Origin of the sequence: Micromonospora sp. NPDC050695 (assembly GCF_040654415.1) — a bacterium.
In the GTDB taxonomy this organism is placed as follows: domain Bacteria; phylum Actinomycetota; class Actinomycetes; order Mycobacteriales; family Micromonosporaceae; genus Micromonospora.
Map to the genome: position 1 here is coordinate 126,540 of NZ_JBFAHZ010000014.1, position 17,596 is coordinate 144,135.

At 71.2% G+C, this 17,596-nt stretch carries 15 protein-coding genes; 2 read left to right on the forward strand and 13 right to left on the reverse strand.

Features of this window, described 5'->3' with window-relative positions; all coding sequences use genetic code 11:
* Window positions 1–212: 212 nt before the first annotated feature.
* The 13 genes from AB0H52_RS14270 to AB0H52_RS14330 all read right to left on the reverse strand — a co-directional run bounded on the left by AB0H52_RS14270 (window position 213) and on the right by AB0H52_RS14330 (window position 15,446).
* Entirely contained in the window at window positions 213–1,280 is a 1,068-nt protein-coding gene (locus AB0H52_RS14270; protein ID WP_151489671.1) for a polyprenyl synthetase family protein, read from the reverse strand.
* Window positions 1,277–2,686: a nucleotide pyrophosphatase/phosphodiesterase family protein gene (locus AB0H52_RS14275; RefSeq protein WP_357947740.1), complete on the reverse strand. Its 1,410-nt coding sequence runs from the start codon at window positions 2,684–2,686 to the stop codon at window positions 1,277–1,279. Before AB0H52_RS14275 ends, AB0H52_RS14270 begins: the two co-directional genes overlap by 4 nt.
* Window positions 2,683–3,882 (reverse strand): metabolite traffic protein EboE, encoded by a 1,200-nt coding sequence (gene eboE, locus AB0H52_RS14280; RefSeq protein ID WP_357947743.1) that lies wholly within the window; start codon window positions 3,880–3,882, stop codon window positions 2,683–2,685. The genes AB0H52_RS14275 and eboE overlap by 4 nt, the downstream gene beginning before the upstream one ends.
* The gene (locus AB0H52_RS14285; RefSeq protein WP_151489669.1) at window positions 3,882–4,736 is read right to left on the reverse strand and encodes a TatD family hydrolase; all 855 of its coding nucleotides are present in this window, start codon (window positions 4,734–4,736) and stop codon (window positions 3,882–3,884) included. The genes eboE and AB0H52_RS14285 overlap by 1 nt, the downstream gene beginning before the upstream one ends.
* Window position 4,737: 1 nt before the next feature.
* Entirely contained in the window at window positions 4,738–5,346 is a 609-nt protein-coding gene (locus tag AB0H52_RS14290) for an EboA domain-containing protein (protein WP_151489668.1), read from the reverse strand.
* Between the two features lie 73 nt (window positions 5,347–5,419).
* Window positions 5,420–6,445 (reverse strand): sugar phosphate isomerase/epimerase family protein, encoded by a 1,026-nt coding sequence (locus AB0H52_RS14295; RefSeq protein WP_357947747.1) that lies wholly within the window; start codon window positions 6,443–6,445, stop codon window positions 5,420–5,422.
* On the reverse strand, window positions 6,442–7,401 hold the full coding sequence (locus AB0H52_RS14300; protein WP_357947750.1) for an SCO3242 family prenyltransferase: 960 nt from the start codon (window positions 7,399–7,401) through the stop codon (window positions 6,442–6,444). The genes AB0H52_RS14295 and AB0H52_RS14300 overlap by 4 nt, the downstream gene beginning before the upstream one ends.
* Window positions 7,385–8,551: an inositol-3-phosphate synthase gene (locus AB0H52_RS14305; RefSeq protein ID WP_151489665.1), complete on the reverse strand. Its 1,167-nt coding sequence runs from the start codon at window positions 8,549–8,551 to the stop codon at window positions 7,385–7,387. Before AB0H52_RS14305 ends, AB0H52_RS14300 begins: the two co-directional genes overlap by 17 nt.
* Window positions 8,552–9,120: 569 nt before the next feature.
* Complete coding sequence (locus AB0H52_RS14310) at window positions 9,121–10,329, reverse strand: Gfo/Idh/MocA family oxidoreductase (protein ID WP_151489664.1); 1,209 nt, start codon at window positions 10,327–10,329, stop codon at window positions 9,121–9,123.
* A 21-nt stretch (window positions 10,330–10,350) separates the two neighbouring features.
* A complete protein-coding gene (locus AB0H52_RS14315) occupies window positions 10,351–11,403 on the reverse strand; it encodes a substrate-binding domain-containing protein (protein ID WP_151489663.1) in 1,053 nt (350 codons plus the stop codon).
* 98 nt (window positions 11,404–11,501) lie between these two features.
* Window positions 11,502–12,629 carry an ABC transporter permease gene (locus tag AB0H52_RS14320; protein ID WP_357947754.1) on the reverse strand — a complete coding sequence of 376 codons (1,128 nt, stop codon included), beginning with the start codon at window positions 12,627–12,629 and terminating at the stop codon, window positions 11,502–11,504.
* On the reverse strand, window positions 12,626–14,134 hold the full coding sequence (locus AB0H52_RS14325; RefSeq protein WP_357947767.1) for a sugar ABC transporter ATP-binding protein: 1,509 nt from the start codon (window positions 14,132–14,134) through the stop codon (window positions 12,626–12,628). Before AB0H52_RS14325 ends, AB0H52_RS14320 begins: the two co-directional genes overlap by 4 nt.
* A 133-nt stretch (window positions 14,135–14,267) precedes the next feature.
* The gene (locus AB0H52_RS14330; RefSeq protein WP_357947757.1) at window positions 14,268–15,446 is read right to left on the reverse strand and encodes an ROK family protein; all 1,179 of its coding nucleotides are present in this window, start codon (window positions 15,444–15,446) and stop codon (window positions 14,268–14,270) included.
* 341 nt (window positions 15,447–15,787) lie between these two features.
* Between AB0H52_RS14330 and AB0H52_RS14335 the strand changes: the two genes are divergently transcribed.
* Complete coding sequence (locus tag AB0H52_RS14335; protein WP_255473679.1) at window positions 15,788–16,360, forward strand: transposase; 573 nt, start codon at window positions 15,788–15,790, stop codon at window positions 16,358–16,360.
* Between the two features lie 358 nt (window positions 16,361–16,718).
* Window positions 16,719–17,453 (forward strand): hypothetical protein, encoded by a 735-nt coding sequence (locus tag AB0H52_RS14340; protein ID WP_357947760.1) that lies wholly within the window; start codon window positions 16,719–16,721, stop codon window positions 17,451–17,453.
* Window positions 17,454–17,596: the final 143 nt, after the last annotated feature.

Consider the following 17,596-nt stretch of genomic DNA (forward strand, 5'->3'; position numbering starts at 1 on the left):
CTTCCTGACGAATGACTGCCAGGCCGGGCGCGCGCCGTCGCGCCGGATGCCGTAGCGGTGAGTGGTGGGGGTCGATGGGTTACCGCGCCGCCGGTTCACCTCGACGAAACATTGTCGTGTTGGCCACGACACTAAATTGCGCGTGTCGATGTGTCCATACCTTCCGATGATCCGGCATCAACTTTCGTCGATTTGGCTGAAAGTCAGCCGGATCAGGCGCGGCGGTCGATCGCCTGCGCGGCCAACGCGATCAGCGCCGACCGGGCCCCCGCGGCCACCTCCGCGCTCTCCAGGGCCGTCAACGCCGCCTCGGTACGGACCCGGATCATCTGCTCGATCCGGTCCCGGGCGCCGGTCTCCTCGATGATCGCGCGCAGCTCCGCCGCGCCCTCGCCGTCCAACCCGGGATTGCCGAACAGCTCCCGCAGCCGCGCGGTCTGCGTCCGGTCGGCGGCGCTCCGGGCCAGCGCCATCATCACCGTGGGCTTGCCCTCGCGCAGGTCGTCCAGCACCGACTTGCCGGTCACCGCCGGATCACCGAAGACGCCCAGCACGTCGTCGCGGAGCTGGAACGCGTCGCCCAGCGGGTCACCGAACTCGCCCAGCGCGTCGATCAGCTCCGGCCCTCCGCCGGCCAGCGCCGCGCCGATCTGCAACGGTCGGGTGACCGTGTACCGGGCCGCCTTCATCCGGATCACGGTGAGCGCGCTGGCCACCGAGCCGTCACCCACCCCGGAGACCAGGTCCAGGTACTCCCCCGCGATCACCTCGGTACGCATCAGCGCGAACACGCCGTAACCCCGGTGCACCTGCTCGGTGCCCAGGCCACACTCGTGGAACATCTGATCCGACCAGGCCGCACAGAGATCCCCGCAGAGCAGCGCGGTGTTGCGCCCGTACGCCTCGGGGTCGCCACGCCACGACGAGCGCGCGTGCAGGTCGGCGAAGAGCCGGTGCACCGACGGCTCACCCCGGCGGCGGTCGCTGCCGTCGAGGATGTCGTCGTGGATCAGCGCGAACGCGTGGAACAGCTCCAGGGCCGCCGCCGCCACCACGATCGGGGTGCCGTCGGCGGCGCCCGCGCCGCGCCAACCCCAGTAGCAGAAGAGCGGGCGCAGCCGTTTCCCACCGGCCAGCACGAACCGTTGCAGCGCGGTGAACACCCCGCGCGGCGCGCCGTCCGGCCAGTCCGGCCCCTGCCGGTCGAGGAACGCCGCCAGCTCGGCGTCGAAGCGCGCCCGCAATCCGCTCGTGTCAGTGGGCGCGACGGTGACCGTCACGACCCCTCCCCCGACCCGCCACCGGAACTCAGCCCGGCCAGCTCCAGCAACAACTCCTTGACCTCGGTGGCCGCGATCCGGTAACGGGCGGCGGTGGGGTCGGAGCAGAGCAGCACCGGGGCGTCCGCCGGGTCGTCCGGCAGCCGCCCGTGCGAGCCGCGTACCGCGCGCGCTCCGGCGTCCAGGCCGATCGCGCTCATCAGGTACCGCATGCCGACCTTCTTGCGGGCCAGCGCGGCGGCCGCCCGCAGCTTGGCCGCCCCGGGGTTGGCCGGGTCGAAGAACAGCTCGGCGGGGTCGTACCCGGGCTTGCGGTGGATCTCGACGAGCCGGGCGAAGTCCGGTGCGCGGGCGTCGTCCAACCAGTAGTAGTACGTGAACCAGGAGTCCGGCTCGGCCACCAGCACCAGCTCACCGGCGCGCTCGTGGTCCAGCCCGTGCGCGGCCTTGCCGTCGGCGTCGAGCACCTCGGCCACCCCGGGCAGCCCGGCGCAGAGCTTCGCCACCGCCGGCACGTCGGCCGGGTCCTTGACGTAGACGTGCGCGACCTGGTGGTCGGCGACCGCGAACGCCTTCGACGTCCACGGGTCGAGGTACTCCATGCCGGCCTGCGTGTGCACCCGCAGCAGCCCTTCGGCGCGCAGCAGCCGGTTGACGTCCACCGGCCGGGACACGTCGGTGATGCCGTACTCGGACAGCACCACCACGGTGGCGTCACGGGCGCGGGCGGCGTCCAGCAGCGGCCCGAGCACCGCGTCCAGTTCGGCCGCAGCGGCGGCGGCCTGGGCCGACGACGGACCGAAGCGTTGCAGGTCGTAGTCGAGGTGCGGGACGTAGACCAGGGTCAGGTCGGGTGACACGTCGGCCAGGATCTGCTCGGCCGCCTGGCAGATCCACCGGGACGACGGCAGCCCGGCGGTCGGCCCCCAGTAGGTGAACAGCGGGAACGTGCCCAGCCGGCCGGTGAGCGCGTCGTGCAGTTCCGGCGGGTCGGTGTAGCAGTCCGGCTCCTTGCGCCCGTCGGCGTAGTACACGGGGCGCGGGGTGACCGTCCAGTTGACGTCCGCGCCCATCGCGTACCACCAGCAGACGTTGGCGACGGTGTAGCCGGGCTCGGCCCGGCGGGCCGCCTGCCAGAGCTTCTCCCCGCCGACCAGCGCGTTGTGCTGCCGCCACAGCAGCACCTCACCCAGGTCCCGGAAGTACCACCCGTTGCCGACGATGCCGTGCCCGCTGGGCGGCTCGCCGGTCAGGAAGGTGGACTGCACCGAGCAGGTCACCGCGGGCAGCACGGTGCCCAACTCGGCCCGGAAGCCGCCGTCGGCGACTCCGCGCAGCCGGGGCATGTGTGCCAGCAGTCGCGGGGTCAGCCCCACCACGTCGAGCACCACCAGTCGTCGGCTCATCTCGTCACTCCCGCGGTCACGGTGTTCTCCGGGGTCAGCCCGAGGCTGACCAGTTCGGTGCGGGCGAAGGCCAGCTCGGCGGCGATGCCGACGGCCAGCTCCGCGTCGGTGCCCGGCCGTCGTGCGGCCGGCAGCACCCCCCAGGTGTACGTCTCGACGTCGAGGTGGTCGCAGCCGGCGGCCGGGCCGGTGTAGAGCGCTCTCAGCGCGGCGCGCAGAACGGGCAGGGTCGAGCCGAGCGGTTCCTCGGGTGGGGCGTGCAGGGGCACGTGGTAGTGCACCCGCCACGGGCCGGGCAGCGCCCGCTCCAGCGCCTCGTCGAGGTCGTCGGCCGCGTACGCCGGGTCGGCCGGGTCGCCGCCCGCGGCGCAGCCGGCCCCCCGGGTCTGGTGCAGGAAGCGTGGCTCCACCCAGCGGTGCAGTTCGTCGGCGTCACCGGCCGGGTCGGTGGCCTCGACGGCGGCGGAGACCTGCACCTTCACCACGGGCAGGTCGGCCGCCCGCAGCCGGTCGAGTGCCTCGGTCGGCTCCTCCCAGGCGCAGGCCAGGTGGGCCAGGTCGACGCAGACACCCAGGCGTTCGGTGTCCATGCCGGACAGCAGCGCGGCGGCCTGGTCGGTGCTCTCCACCACGCAGCCGGGCTCCGGTTCGAAGCCGACCCGGACCTGCCGGCCGGTGTCGCGCTGCACCGCGGCCAGGCCGGCGGCGAGCTGGTCGAGCCGGCGTCGGGCGGCGTCGGCCCGGTCGGTGTCCCAGGGCTGCCGCCAGGCCAGCGGCAGCGTGGAGATCGAGCCCCGGGCGGCGTCGTCGGGCAGCAGGTCGGCGAGCACCCGGGCCAGATCCAGGGTGTACGTCAGCCGCTGCTCGGTGGTCCAGTCCGGGTGGTAGACGTCCTGCTTGACCACCGGTGCCTGGAACGCCGCGTAGGGAAAGCCGTTGAGGGTGACCACCTCCAGCCCGCGCGCGTCCAGCTCGGTGCGCAACCGGCGGCGCAGCGCCGGGTCGGCGGCCAGCTCGGCGGCGACCGGGGCGGCCAGCCACAGGCCGAGGCCGAGCAGGTCGCTGCCGAGTGCCTCGCGGACCGGCACGGCGTAGGTGTCGAGTTGACCGAGGATGCCGGCGAGGTCCTCGGCGGGGTGCACGTTCGTGCAGTAGCCGAGGTGGACGGTGTCGCCGCCGGCATGTCGCAGCCGCATCAGCTGCCGCCGCGCAGGATCGAGTTGCCGGTCTGCGGGTCCACGGCGGTGACCTCCAGGTCGCTGAGGTCGAGCCGACCGGACTGCCCGTAGAACTCCACCGGGTTGCGCCACAGCACGGTGTCGACGTCGTCGTCGCTGAACCCGGCCTGCAGCATCGCCTCGCCGGTCGCCCGGGTCAGCAGCGGGTCGGAGCGCCCCCAGTCGGCGGCCGAGTTGACCAGCATCCGGTCCGTGCCGTACTCGCGCAGCAGCTCGACCATCCGGGACGGGGTCATCTTGGTGTCCGGGTAGATCGAGAAGCCCAGCCAGCAGCCGCTGTCGCGGACCAACTTGACGGTCACCTCGTTGAGGTGGTCGACCACCACGCGCCCCGGGTCGATGCCGGATTCGGCGACCACGGCGAGGGTTCGCTCGCATCCGCGCGCCTTGTCCCGGTGCGGGGTGTGCACCAGGGCCGGCAGGTCGTGCGCCACGGCGAGGGCGAGCTGCGCGGCGAACGCCTCGTCCTCCTCCGGGGTCATCGAGTCGTAGCCGATCTCGCCGACCGCCACCACCGCGTCCTTGTCCAGGTAGCGGGGCAGCAGGTCGAGCACCGGCCGGCAGCGCGGGTCGTTGGCCTCCTTGGGGTTCAGCGCGATGGTGGCGAAGTGGCGTACCCCGAACTGCCCGGCCCGGAACGGCTCCCAACCGATCAGCGAGTCGAAGTAGTCGGTGAACGAGGCGGCGCTGGTGCGCGGCTGACCCAGCCAGAACGCCGGCTCCACCACCGCGCGCACCCCGGCGGCGGCCATCCGTTCGTAGTCGTCGGTGGTGCGTGAGGTCATGTGGATGTGGGGGTCGAAGATGCGCATGTCACGCCTCCCGGGGCAGTGCGGCGGTGAGCCGGTCGAGCAGGTCGGTGGCGTCGGCGGGCAGCTCGCGGCCGGCGGCGTGGCGTTCGGCGGCCAACGCGGCCAGCATCGCGGCCAGCTCACCGTCGGCCCGGGTGTCCAGGTCGGCCACGGCGGTCAGGGGTACGCCGCTGAACACGCACTTGAGCACCGCCTGTCGCCAGGCGGCCGGGTCGAGGTGCCGGGCGTACGGGCCGAGGGCGGCGGCGACCAGTCGGGTGTCGTTGGTCCGGATCGCGTCGTGCAGCAGGGGCACCCCGGCGGCGCCGATCGGCAGCAGCGGCAGAGCGCGCAGCACGGCCCGCCGCTCGGCCGCGTCACCGTGCTGGTAGAGGGTTTCGGCGTACGCGGCGTGGTCGCCGGGCAGCGCGGTCAGCAGCAGCACCCGGGCCGCGTCGTCGGCCGTCCAACCGGGGGCGTCGGGCAGCGGCCCGCGCCCGCAGCGCCGGGCGGCGGCGGGGAAGAGCCGGGTGATCGCGGTGGGTTCGGCCGCGACCCGGCGCAGCGCCGTGTCCAGCCAGTCGGGATCGGGTACGCCCCGCAGCGCGGCCCGTAGTGAATCCGGTGTCATCCCGTCTCCTCCCTCGTGCTGCTCCGCAGGCACCCGGCGGCTCGAGTGCCTCAGGCGCGTCCTTTGCTCTGCTTCACCCCACGCGACGGTCGCTGTCCGGATAGCGGACGGCAGGTGTTGCGTCCGGTGAAGCAGAGCAAAGGGCGGCGGTGGTTGTCTCGCCGTCGGTGGACCCGGCGGTCGCCACCGTGCTCGTGGTGCCGCTCCCGGCCACGGTCTGCCCGGCGGCGGTCTGCCCGGCGGCGCGCAGGAACTCGATCGAGCGGGCGGCGACGGCGGGCGCGGCGTGCGAGTCCCGGGGCAGCTCGACGGCGACCAGTCCGCGATAGCCGGCCTCGGCCAGGGCGGCCAGCACCGGCGGAAAGTCGATCTCGCCGGTGCCGAACTCCAGGTGCTCGTGCACGCCCCGACGCATGTCGTCGATCTGCACGTTGACCAGGTGGTCGGCCACCTCGGCGACGCACTGCGGGACCGGCCACGGCTCCAGGCACCGGCAGTGTCCGATGTCGAGGGTGATGCCGAAGCGGGCCGGTGCGTCGAGCGCGGCACGCAGGCGCCGCCAGTCGGCGATGTCCTGCACCAGCATCCCCGGCTCCGGTTCGAAGCCGAGGGTGACGCCGGCGGTGTCGGCGGCGTCGACGACGGTGGCGCAACCGGCGACCAGCCGGTCCCACGCGCACTGCGGCGACACCGACTCGGGGCGTACGCCGGCCCAGAACGACACCGCCTCCGCGCCGAGGTCGGCGCCGACGCGGACGGCCCGACGCAGGAACTCGATCCGTCGGGTCGGGTCGTCGTGCAGCAGCGTCGGGGCGTGCTTGTGCCACGGGTCGAGCAGGTAGCGGGCACCGGTCTCGATGACCACCGCGAGGCCCAGCTCACTCAGCCGTCGCCCAACCGCGGCGATCCGGCGGGTGAGCCCCGGCGCGAACGGGTCGAGGTGGTCGTGGTCCAGGGTGAGCGCCACCCCGACATAGCCGAGGTCGGCGATGACGGCGAGCGCGTCGTCGAGTCGGTGGTTGGCGAAGCCGTTCGTGCCGTACCCGAGGCGCAGCGTCGTCGCGTCGGCGACCGGTGGTCGCGGCTGGGGCACGGTCATGTCGGGGACATCTTCCGAGCGAGCCGCCGGCCCAGCGGTGCCGCCGCGGCGACGGCCAACCCGAGCAGGCCAGCGCCGCCCCGGGCGGTGAGCGCCCCCTGCAGGGCGGGCAGTCCGGTGATCCCCGCGCCGACGGCGGCACGGACCCGTCCGGCCGACGGATCACGCACCACCTCGACCTGGGCCGCGCCGTAGCGGGCGGCGTACCAGCCGGCCAGCACGGCGGGCAGCGCGGCCGCGATCCCGGCCGATCGGGTGCGCCTCGCGCGGACACCGACCTCGCCGACGGCACCGGCCCGATCGGTCGCACCGGACCGCTCGTCGACTCGGGCGGCTGCGCGGCGGGCGCCGGGCGCGGCGACGGCGGCGCTGGCGGCGACCATGGCGGTGCCGGCGAGGGTGCGCATCGGCAGGGCGGCGTCGGCGCCGGTGACCTCACGGCGGGACAGGGCGGTGACCGTCCAGGTGTGCGCGGCGACGGTCGCCGCCGCCGGCAGCGCCCGGGTCAGCCGCCCGCCGGACGCGCCGAGCAGCACGTCCAGCCCGCGGCAGGCGGCCATCACGGCCGGCCCGGCGGCGGTGTTCTTGGCCAGCAGGTCGTACCCCCAGATGGTGGCGGCCAGGGGCACGGCGAGCGTGGCGGCGCGGCGCCCGCCCACGGCGGCGGCCAGGCCCACGCCGGCGGCGGTGAGGCCGGCGGCGAGGCCGACCGCGACGGCCGGGGTGACCCGGCCGCTGGGGATCGGCCGCTCGGGCCGCTCGACGGCGTCCAGGCGCCGGTCGGCCCAGTCGTTGGCGGCCATGCCGGCCCAGTAGAGCAGGACCGATGCGCCGGCCAGAGCGGGGGTACGCGGGCCGAGCGCGCCGGCCGCCGCCGCTCCGGCGATCACGTCACCCGGCACCGACAGCGCCGCCGGCGCCCGGACCAGTTCGGCGACGTCAGCCAGCGTGGTCATGGCCACCGTCCCGGCCGGCGTGCAGCTGCCGGGTGAAGTCGGTCAGTCGGGCCCACTGCTCGGCCAGCGAGTGGGTGGGGGCACCCAGCGGGTCCTTGAAGAAGAAGCCCAGGTCGGCCAGCGGCCCGACGTGCCCGGCGGCGTGCGCCGCGGCGGTGAGCCGGGCCAGGTCGAGCACCAGTGGCGCGGCCAGCGCGGAGTCGCAGCCGTGCCAGGTGAACTCCATCCGCATGCCGGTGCCGAGGAAGCCGGCGAACGTGATCAGATCCCAGGCGGTCTTGAAGTCGCCCAGCTCCTCGACGTACTCGATCCGGGTGTTGCCCTGCGGGACGTAGCCCAGCGTCTCGCCGAGCACCCGCTGCTTGCTCTGCACCTTCGCCGCGTTGGCGGCCGGGTCGGCGAGGGTGGCGCCGTCGCCGCCACCGAGCAGGTTCATCCCGGACCAGGAGCGCACGGCCAGGTTGCGCATCGCGAACATCGGCGCGAGCACCGACTTGACCAGGGTCTCCCCGGTCTTGCCGTCGTGCCCGGCGTACGGCAGGCGCAGCTGTTCGGCCAGCGTGGTGAGCGCCGGCAGCCGCAGCCCGGTGGACGGGGTGAAGTCGACGTACGGGCAGTCGGCGAGCAGCGCCGCGTACGCGTACAGGGAGCTGGGTGGCAGCACCTCGTCCGGGCCGGCGAGCGCGGCGCGCAGCGCGTCGGGATCGGCGTGCCCGGGGTGCGGCCGGGGGGTCGGTTCGGTGGCGGAGACGTTGACCACCACCACCCGGTCCAACCCGTGCCGTTCGCGGAAGCTGGTGAGGTCGTGGACCACGGCGGCGGCCCGGTCGGCCTGGGTGGCGCCGGTGGGCGCGGGGCGCAGCTCCTGCTCGACGGCGGTCAGCTCGTCGGGGAGCGCGGCGACGAGCCTGCCGGGGACGACCCCGGCGTCGGCCAGCGCCTCGGCGCGCTTGCACAGCGGAGTCGTGGCCAGGTCGTGCCCGCCGAAGACCAGGTCGGCGAAGGACGGCAGGTCGGGGCCGCGCAGCTCGGGCAGTTCCGTGACGCAGCCGGTCGGCCCGGCCAGGCCGGCTCGCAGCGCGAGCCCTCCGACGATGCTGGTGGTCGCGACCGAACCGCGCGCTCCCACCAACCAGACACCCGTTCGCATGGTGCTCCTTCCCGTTCAGGAGGAACCGTCGGTGTAATTAAATATAGGAATATCAGAATATTGTTCGGAAAGATACGCCCTGGGCGGATGGGCCCCGCCCGCCCGCCTCGCACCGGGACGGCACCCGGTCCGACGTCGGCGTCGGCGGCGACGACGCCGGACCGGTTCCCGGTGCGGGTGCGGGCAGACGGGGCTGGTAGGCAGGGTCGGTCGGCGTCTCGACCCTGCCTCCCCCGCATCCGGCCGGTCAGGGCGTTGGCATGCCTCGACCGGACGTCTCAGGCCGGCGGAACCGTCAGGTCCTCCGGATCGCCGGGAATGGTGGCGGTCCTCCGGATCGCCGGGAATGGTGGCGGTCCTCCGGTGCGGCCGGGGAATCCCGGTCCGGCCACACCGGACAACCGTTCTGCTCGTGCGCCACCGGGCCGTACGGCCCGGCCGCACGCCCTCCGGTGCCGACCTCGTCCCGGCCGCGGGGCGCAAACCGCGGCCGGTCCCTCGCCGGTCGGCTCCGGAAAGCCGGTCGGGCGACAACGGTGCCTACACACCGCCGTCGCGGATGGTCAGTGTCAGACGGCCACCGCGGCCAGCGTCGGCTCCACCTCGGTCCAGGAGGAACCGACCTCCGCCGAACGGGTCACCGCGTCCAGCACGAGCTGGACCTGCAACGCGTCGGCGAAGGATGGAGTCGGGTCGACGCCGGTGGCGACCGCCTCGATGAAGTCACGCATCTCGTGCGTGAAGGAGTGCTCGTAGCCGATGATGTGACCCGGAGGCCACCACGCCGACATGTACGGGTGATCGCCCTCGGTCACCAGGATCCGGCTGAAACCCTGTTCCAGGGCGGGCCGGGTGGCGTCGTAGAACTCCAGCTCGTTGAGGCGCTCCAGATCGAAGATCACACTGCCGAGCGAGCCGTTGATCTCGACCCGCAGGGCGTTCTTGCGGCCCGTGGCGAAGCGGCTCGCCTCGTACGTGGCCAGTGCGCCGCCGTCCAGCCGGGCCACGAAGACCGCGGCGTCGTCGACGGTGACCGGCCCGGTGGGCGACGTGCCGCCGTCCACCGTGGCCGCCAGACCGCTCGACTCGGCCGGCAGCGGCCGTTCCTTGACGAAGGTCTCGGTGACGGCGCTGACCCCGGTGATCCGCTGGCCGGTGACGAACTGGGTCAGATCGATGATGTGCGCACCGATGTCACCCAGCGCGCCGGAGCCCGCCCTGTCCTTCTGCAACCGCCAGACCAGCGGGAACTGCGGATCCACGATCCAGTCCTGCAGGTACGTCGCTCGGACGTGTCGAATCACCCCGAGTCGTCCGTCGGCGACCAGCTGGCGCATCATCGTGACCGCGGGGACCCGGCGGTAGTTGAACCCGCACATCGACCGCACCCCGGCGGCCCGGGCTGTCTCCGCCGCGGCGGTCATCGCCCGTGCCTCGGCCACCGAGTTCGCCAACGGCTTCTCGCACAGGACGTGCTTACCGGCGGCCAACGCGGCGAGCGCGATCTCGGCGTGGCTGTCGCCCGGCGTGCAGACGTCGACCACGTCGATGTCGTCCCGGTTGATCAGGTCACGCCAGTCCGTCGTGTACGCGTCCCAGCCGAGCCGGTCGGCGGCCTCGGCCACCTTCGGTGTGTCCCGGCCGCAGATCAGCGCCATTCGGGCCCGCGCCGGCAGGTCGTAGACGCGGTTCACGGTGCGCCACGCCTGTGAGTGCGCGGCGCCCATGAACGCGTAACCGACCATGCCGATCCGCAGTTCTCTGTCTGTCGTGGACAAGGTGGGTCTCCCCCCGGTATGTCAGAACCCGAGCTTGTCGTAGCTGCTCGCGTTCTCCTTGGTGATCGTCTCGGAGGCGAGGGTCACCTCCTTGGGCACCTGCAGCTCCGTCAGGTCGCCCAGGCCCCGACCCTGCGCGATGAGCCGCGCGAGCGAGACCGCCGAGGACGCCATCGACGGGTTGTAGGTGACCGTCGCCTTGAGCACGGTGTTGTCCGCCTTGATGGCGTCGATCGCGAGCTTGGACCCCGCGCCACCGACCATGAAGAACTCCGACCGGTTGGCCTGCTTGATGGCCGCGAGCACACCGATGCCCTGGTCGTCGTCGTGGTTCCAGATCGCGTCGATCTTCGGCAGCGCCTGGAGCAGCTGGGCCGCCTCGCGCTGACCGCTGTCCGAGGTGAACTCGGCCGAGCGGCGGTTGCCCACCTTGAACCCGTAGGTCGCCAGGGCCGCGGCGAAGCCGGCGCTGCGCTCGACGGTCAGCGGGATCTCCAGACCGGCGATCTCACCGATCACCGGGTTGGCGACGCCCTTGTCCTTGAGCTGCTTGCCGATGAAGTGCCCGGCGGAGACGCCCATGCCGTAGTTGTCGCCCTTGATGACCAGCCGCGAGGCCAGCGCGTCGGGGAAGGCCCGGTCGAGGTTCACGATCGGGATGCCCGCCTGCATCGCCTGGAGGGCAACGGCGTTGACCTCCTTGCCGTCGTGCGGCAGCACGACGATGATGTCCGGCTTCTGGGCGATCAGCGTGCCGAGCGTCGAGCGCTGGGCCTCGGAGTTCGACCCACCGTCGACCTCCTTGAACTCCACGTCCGAGTAGGCGGCGGCCTGGGCCTTGGCGTTGGCGTGGATCGCGCCCATCCAGCCGTGGTCGGCGGCCGGGGCGGAGAAGCCGATGACGACCTTCTTGCCCGGGGCGTTGTTGCCTTCGCTGTTTCCGGCGGCCTTGGTCTGGGTGCTGGCAGCCGGGGTCTCGTTGCTGGTGCAGGCGGTCAGCAGGGTGGCGGCGCCCACTGCGGCTCCACCGAAGAGCAACCGGCGGCGCGACAGGTCGCGACTGTGCTGGGTCATGAACGACCTCCTGGGAGCGGTTTCTGTATGGGTGAGGGTGTGCGAGGCCCGGCCACTGTCGAAGTTCTCGACGTCGCCAGGGACAACGGTGCGGTGCGTCAGGTTGCGGTGGTGACCCTGTTCCGCGCGAGGAGCCGAGTGACGGACTTGAACTGGAACTGCTGGATCAGGACGGCGGCGACGATAATGCCGCCCTTGACCATGTTCTGCGCCTCGATGGAGAGGCCGTTGATGGCGAAGAGGTTCGTGATCGTGGCGAAGATGATGACGCCGAGCAGCGAGCCGACGATCGTGCCGCGGCCCCCGCTGAGCAACGTCCCGCCGATGATCGCCGCGGCGATCGCGTCCAGCTCGTACAGGTTGGCCATTGCCGCCTGTGCCGAGGTGGCCTGCGAGGTGAGCATGATGGCGGCGATGCCGCAGCAGAGACCGGACAGCGCGTAGAGCAGCATGGTGTGCCGGCGGACGTTGATGCCGGCCAGGCGGGCCGCCTCCGGGTTACCGCCGACGGCGATGGTCCGCCGGCCGAAGGTCGTCCGGTTGAGCAGGATCCAGCCGGCCACCACCACCGCGCCGAGGATGTAGACGAGGATCGGGATCCCCAGCACCTTGCGGGCGGCGATGTCGTTGATGAAGGTGCTGCTCGACACCTGGGTCTGCTTGTTGGAGATGGACGCCGCGAGTCCACGGGCGGCCACCAGCATCGCGAGCGTCGCGATGAACGGCACCAGGCGGCCGTACGAGATGAGGACGCCGTTGACCAGGCCGACGCAGATGCCGACGGCGAGGGCGGTGAAGATCATGCCGCCGGCGCCGTAGCTCTGGGTGGCCACCGTGGTGCACCAGACGCCGGCCAGTGCGACGATCGCCCCGACCGACAGGTCGATGCCGCCGCCGATGATCACGAAGGTCATCCCGACCGTCACCACGCCGACGACCGAGGCGAGCTGGAGGATGGCCAGGACGTTGTTCCAGACCCAGGTCGGGTCGCCGTAGAGGTCCGGCTTGGTGATCGCGCCGACCAGGATGAGCGCGGCCAGCACACCGATCAGGCCCAGGTTTCGCTTGGCGCCGTCGCCGCTGTCCCCCCGCCACCAGGAGAGCCGGCCGGTGCCCGCCGCCTTGTCACTGGCCACCGCCGTCTCCGCCGGGTCCACCGGCGGAGACTGCGCCGGAAGCTGCGGGCGCTCCGGTGTCGCGGTGGGAGAGGGAGTCGCGTCGCTCATGCCGGTGCGCCTTCCATCAAGGACCCCGCCATCACGAGGTCGAGCACGGTGTTCTCGTCGAGTTCGCCGGCCGCGGCCTCGCGGACGACCCGCCCTTCCCGCATCACCAGCACCCGGTCGGCCAGGCCCAGCACCTCAGGCACCTCGCTGGAGATCAGCAGCACCCCGACGCCCTGGGCGGCCAACGACCGGATGACCTGGTAGAGCTCGGCCCGGGCACCCACGTCCACGCCCCGGGTGGGCTCGTCGAGCAGCAACAACTTGGTGCCGCCGAGCAACCACCGCCCGACCACCACCTTCTGCTGGTTGCCGCCGGACAGTGTGCGTACCGGCCGGTCGACGTCCCGGGGCCGCAGCTCCAGGCTGTCGGCGATCCGGTTCGCCTCGGCGCGTTCCTTGGCGGCGTCGGTGAAGCCGAGCCGCGCGTACCGGCCGAAGGTGGCCAGCGTGACGTTGCGGTAGATCGGTTCGCCGAGCAGCAGCGCCTGGCTCTTGCGTTCCTCCGGGGCCATGCCCATGCCGGCGCGTACCGCCGCGCCGACGCCGGGACGCAGGACCTTCCCGTCCATCCGCACCGAGCCGGCCTCCGCGAGGCGGGCGCCGTAGATGGTCTCCAGCAGCTCGGAACGACCGGAGCCGACCAGGCCGGCGATGCCGACGATCTCCCCGGCCCGCACGTTCAGCGAGACGTCGGCGAATTCTCCGGTGCGGGTCAGCCCCTCCACCTGGAGCAGGTCGGCGCCGGTGCCCTCGTCGACGGGGCGGTCCGGGAAGACGTACTCGATGGTCCGGCCGGTCATCCGGCTGACCAGGTCGCGGGTCGGGGTGTCGCGCGCCGGCAGGTTCGCCGCCGTGGTCCGGCCGTCCTTGAGTACGGTGACCCGGTCGCCGATCTCGCGGATCTCCTCCAGGCGGTGGGAGATGTAGATGACGGCGATGCCCTGCGCGGTCAGCTCCCGGATGATCCGGAACAGGTTGCCGACCTCGTCGTGCGCCAGCACCGCGCTCGGCTCGTCCATGATGATCAGTCGGGCCTCGTGCGACAGCGCACGGGCCATGCTGACGATCTGCTTGCCGGCGGCCGGCAGCGACCGGACCATCCGGCCCGGCGGGATCTCGCCGTGGCCGAGCCGGCTCAGGATCTGCCGGGTCTGCCGGGCCATCCGGCCCCGCCGGACGAACCCGAACCGGCGGTGCTCGTGACCGAGAAAGGCGTTCTCCGCGACCGACAGGTCCTCGACGAGGTCGAGTTCCTGGTAGATGGTGGCGATGCCGGCCTTCATCGCGGCCTGCGGGTTGGCGAAGGTGGCCGGCTCGCCGCGCCACTGCACCTGCCCGGAGTCCGGCTGGTGCACACCGGAGAGCACCTTGATCAGGGTGGACTTGCCGGCGCCGTTCTGCCCCAGCAGGCAGTGCACCTCGCCGGCGCGTACCTCAAGTTGGACACCGTCGAGGGCGCGTACGCCGGGGAAGGTCTTGACCACGTCGGTGAGGCGCAGGACCACCTCGCCCGCGACGGTGTCGGGCGGAGCCTCGACCAGCGGTGCCTCGACGCCGACCTCGGCCGGGTCGGTGGCGGTGGTCTCCTCGGGCAGGGCCACGGTCTCCTCCTCGCTCACGACGGAATCTCGGTCAGCGTCATGCGGCTTCCCCGAAGGCGACGTCGCTGGCGAGGACGGCGGCACCGGCGACGCCGGCGCGACCACCAAGCTCGGAGAGCACGACGGGAAGATTGCCGGTGGCCAGCGGCAGCGACCGGCGGTAGACCACGCTGCGGATCTCGGCGAGCAGGATGTGCCCGAGCTGGGCCAACCCGCCGCCGATCACGATCATCGACGGGTTCGTGAAGCTGACCAGGCCGGCGAGCACGCCGCCGACCCGCCGTCCACCGTCGCGGATGAGCTGGATGCAGGTCACGTCGCCCTCGACGGCGCCCTCGGCGACGTCCAACGCGGTGACCACGCCACGCTGGGCCATCCGTTCGGCCAGCGCCGGCGACACCCCACTGCGGGCGGCGGCGGTGGCGTCCTTGGCCAGTGCCGCGCCGCTGAACAGCGCCTCCAAGCAGCCGACGTTGCCGCACGAGCACATCGGGCCGTGCGCGTCGACCTGGATGTGGCCGATGTCCCCGGCGCAGCCGTCGGTGCCCCGGTAGACCTCGCCGGTGAGGTAGATGCCACAGCCGATCCCGGTGCCGATCTTCACGAAGAGGAAGTCGTCCACCGAGTGGGCGACACCGCCGTGGCGCTCACCGATCGCCATGATGTTGACGTCGTTGTCGACCACCGCCGGGCAGCCGTGCTCGCGGCTGAGCAGCTCGCGGACCGGGAACCGGTCCCAACCCGGCATGATCGGCGGCGACACCGGAACGCCGTCGCGGAAGCTCACCGGCCCGGGTACGCCGATGCCCACCGCGTCCAGACGCTCGTACGCCCCGTCGACGCGGGCCTTGTGCAGCAGCTCGTTGACCCGCTGCAGGGTCACCTTCGGACCGTTGCGGATGTCGGCCGGCTCGGCGTAGTGGGCCACCGGTTCGAGGCGACCGTTGACCACCTCGACGTCCATCGAGCTGGCACCCAGGTCGACGGCGGCGAAGCGCAGGTTCGGGTTCAGTTCGACAAGCGTGGAGCGGCGGCCACCCCGGGAGGCGGCGAGGCCGGCCTCGGCGACATACCCGAGCGCGACCAGGCGGTCCAGCTCGGCCAGCAGGCGCGGGCGCGGCATCTGGAGCCGGTCGCCCAGCTCGGCGCGGGAGACGGCCCCCTCGTCGCGGAGCAACCGCAACAGTCGCACGTGCAGGGGGTCGACGGTGCGCACCGGGGACTCACCTCGTCATCGGACTCGTTCACATCGACGCAATGCCGATGTGTTGTGTCCGACACAGTAGGAGCGTTCCGCTCCGCCTGTCCAGAGCTTCGGCAATCCCGACGCCAACTTTTGCTCAAACGGACAGAAGTTTTGGTCGTGCCGGCCAGGGGGGTGCGCTGCGCATCGCGGCGCCGCCACCGGGAATGGGACTGCGTAGATTTCCGTGTTTGACCTGGGTGTGGTCCGTTGGACAGGACGTTGATCCTGTCCGGGAAGGACCACGTCATGGCAGACAAGAAGGCCACTGCTCAGCTTCCTGAACCGATGCGGGCGGACGCGACGTGCTGGGTATGTGGGCCGGGACCGGCGGTGAGGGCGCCAAGCAGTGGGCCGGCTACCTCACCGAGCTGCGCAACCGCGGTGTGGAGGACGTGTTCATGGTCTGCTCCGACGGCCTCAAGGCCATGACCGACGCAATCGAGCAGGTCTGGCCGCAGGCGGTGCATCAGCAGTGCGTCGTTCACCTCGTGCGGGCGTCACTGCGATACACCAACCGCAAGGACTGGCAGAGAATCACCCCCGCCCTACGCGAGATCTACACGGCCCCCACGGTGGCCGCCGCGGAGGCCCGTTTCCAGGCGTTCGCCGCCGAGTTCGGTGACCAGTACCCAGCCGTGATCCGGCTCTGGCGGACCTCCTGGCCGCAGTTCGTGCCGTTCCTGGACTACGACCACGAGGTCCGCAAAGTCCTCTACACGACCAACATCATCGAGAGCTTCAACGCCCGGTTCCGGCAGGCCGCCCGACGGCGGGGGCACTTCCCGACCGAGCAGGCCGCGAGAGTATCACCGGCCGGCCTACGGTTGGGCCAAGGCCCTCAACGCCCTGATCCTCGCCTACGGCGACCGGATCGCCATCTTTAGTTGACGACGGGAAGATGCTGGGTTGCTGGCGTCTCGCAACATGAAGCCCGGTCAGGTTGGCGCCAGGGCTGTTACGTAGTCGCTTGAGTGCCGGCTGACCTGCGGGAACTCGCGGTCAACCGTCCGGTGCAGGTGGTCGGCTCGGCTGGGCACCGAAGCAGAAGTGGTGCGACCGAAGGCCCCGTAGCTCCGCAGGCCAATGGACCGGGACCACCACGACGGGGGCTGCGCTGGTGCTGACCTGCGCAAACGGACTACGCAATAGCCCTGTCCGTGGAACCCCGGCGTAAGGGATTCGGGCACTCCATGAACCAGCGGCAGTCGCCCTTCGTTACCTTATGAGTGGCCAATATCCTAGATGATTGGACGGTTTGAAGTGGATCCCACGCACATTAGTTCGCCAGGGCGCGGCCTGCATTATGACATCACTCAACTTGAAATGGCCGCTAAAGTCACCGCGAGGAACCTTCTCGCGGCCGAAGACCAACATCTGAACGAATGGGTAAGGTTGGTGAGAGAGACTGCGACCAACCCAATGTACTCCGCCTTCCGGGAGCAGACCGAGGAACTGAAGACGTCCTGCACGGAGTGGCAAAACAATGTAAATGTAGCAATGTTGATAGACTATATCTACAACACTCGAAACAATCACCCTACGCAGTTTGAGGAATTTCTTGCTGCCCGCCGAGCAGCCAATTACCCCCCACCAGGCCACTTGCCACAGGCACCCGCACAGATGGCGCAGATGGCCAGCACTAGTTCGAGTCAGTACAGGCAGCAGCAGGTCACACCCCAGGCGTCGGAAAGGCGCGGAAGTGACGAATGGTGGAAAGCGCAGCTGATCAGTTTCGCGGATTCAGGAATTAGCCTTAAAGAGTTCGCGAAAAGGATCCAAGTTGATGGCTATTTGATGCAAAATATACTTAACGCGAGGGATAGTCCGCACATCTTTAACTCTTTACCTGACGCCACCAAAGCTACGATCGCAAAATCTCACTATCTTTGGCCGAATGCTATTCTTCCAGCGTCGACCGCTGCGACGACTTTCGCTGGCCATGCGCCAGGTGGCCAGGGCCGCCGAGGACCGAGGTGATCTCAGCAACGCATAAGGGTTGATTGCGCGACCAGGGCTATTGCGTAATCGCTTGAGTGCCGGCTGACCTGCGGGAACTCGCGGTCAACCGTCCGGTGCAGGTGGTCGGCTCGGCTGGGCACCGAAGCAGAAGTGGTGCGACC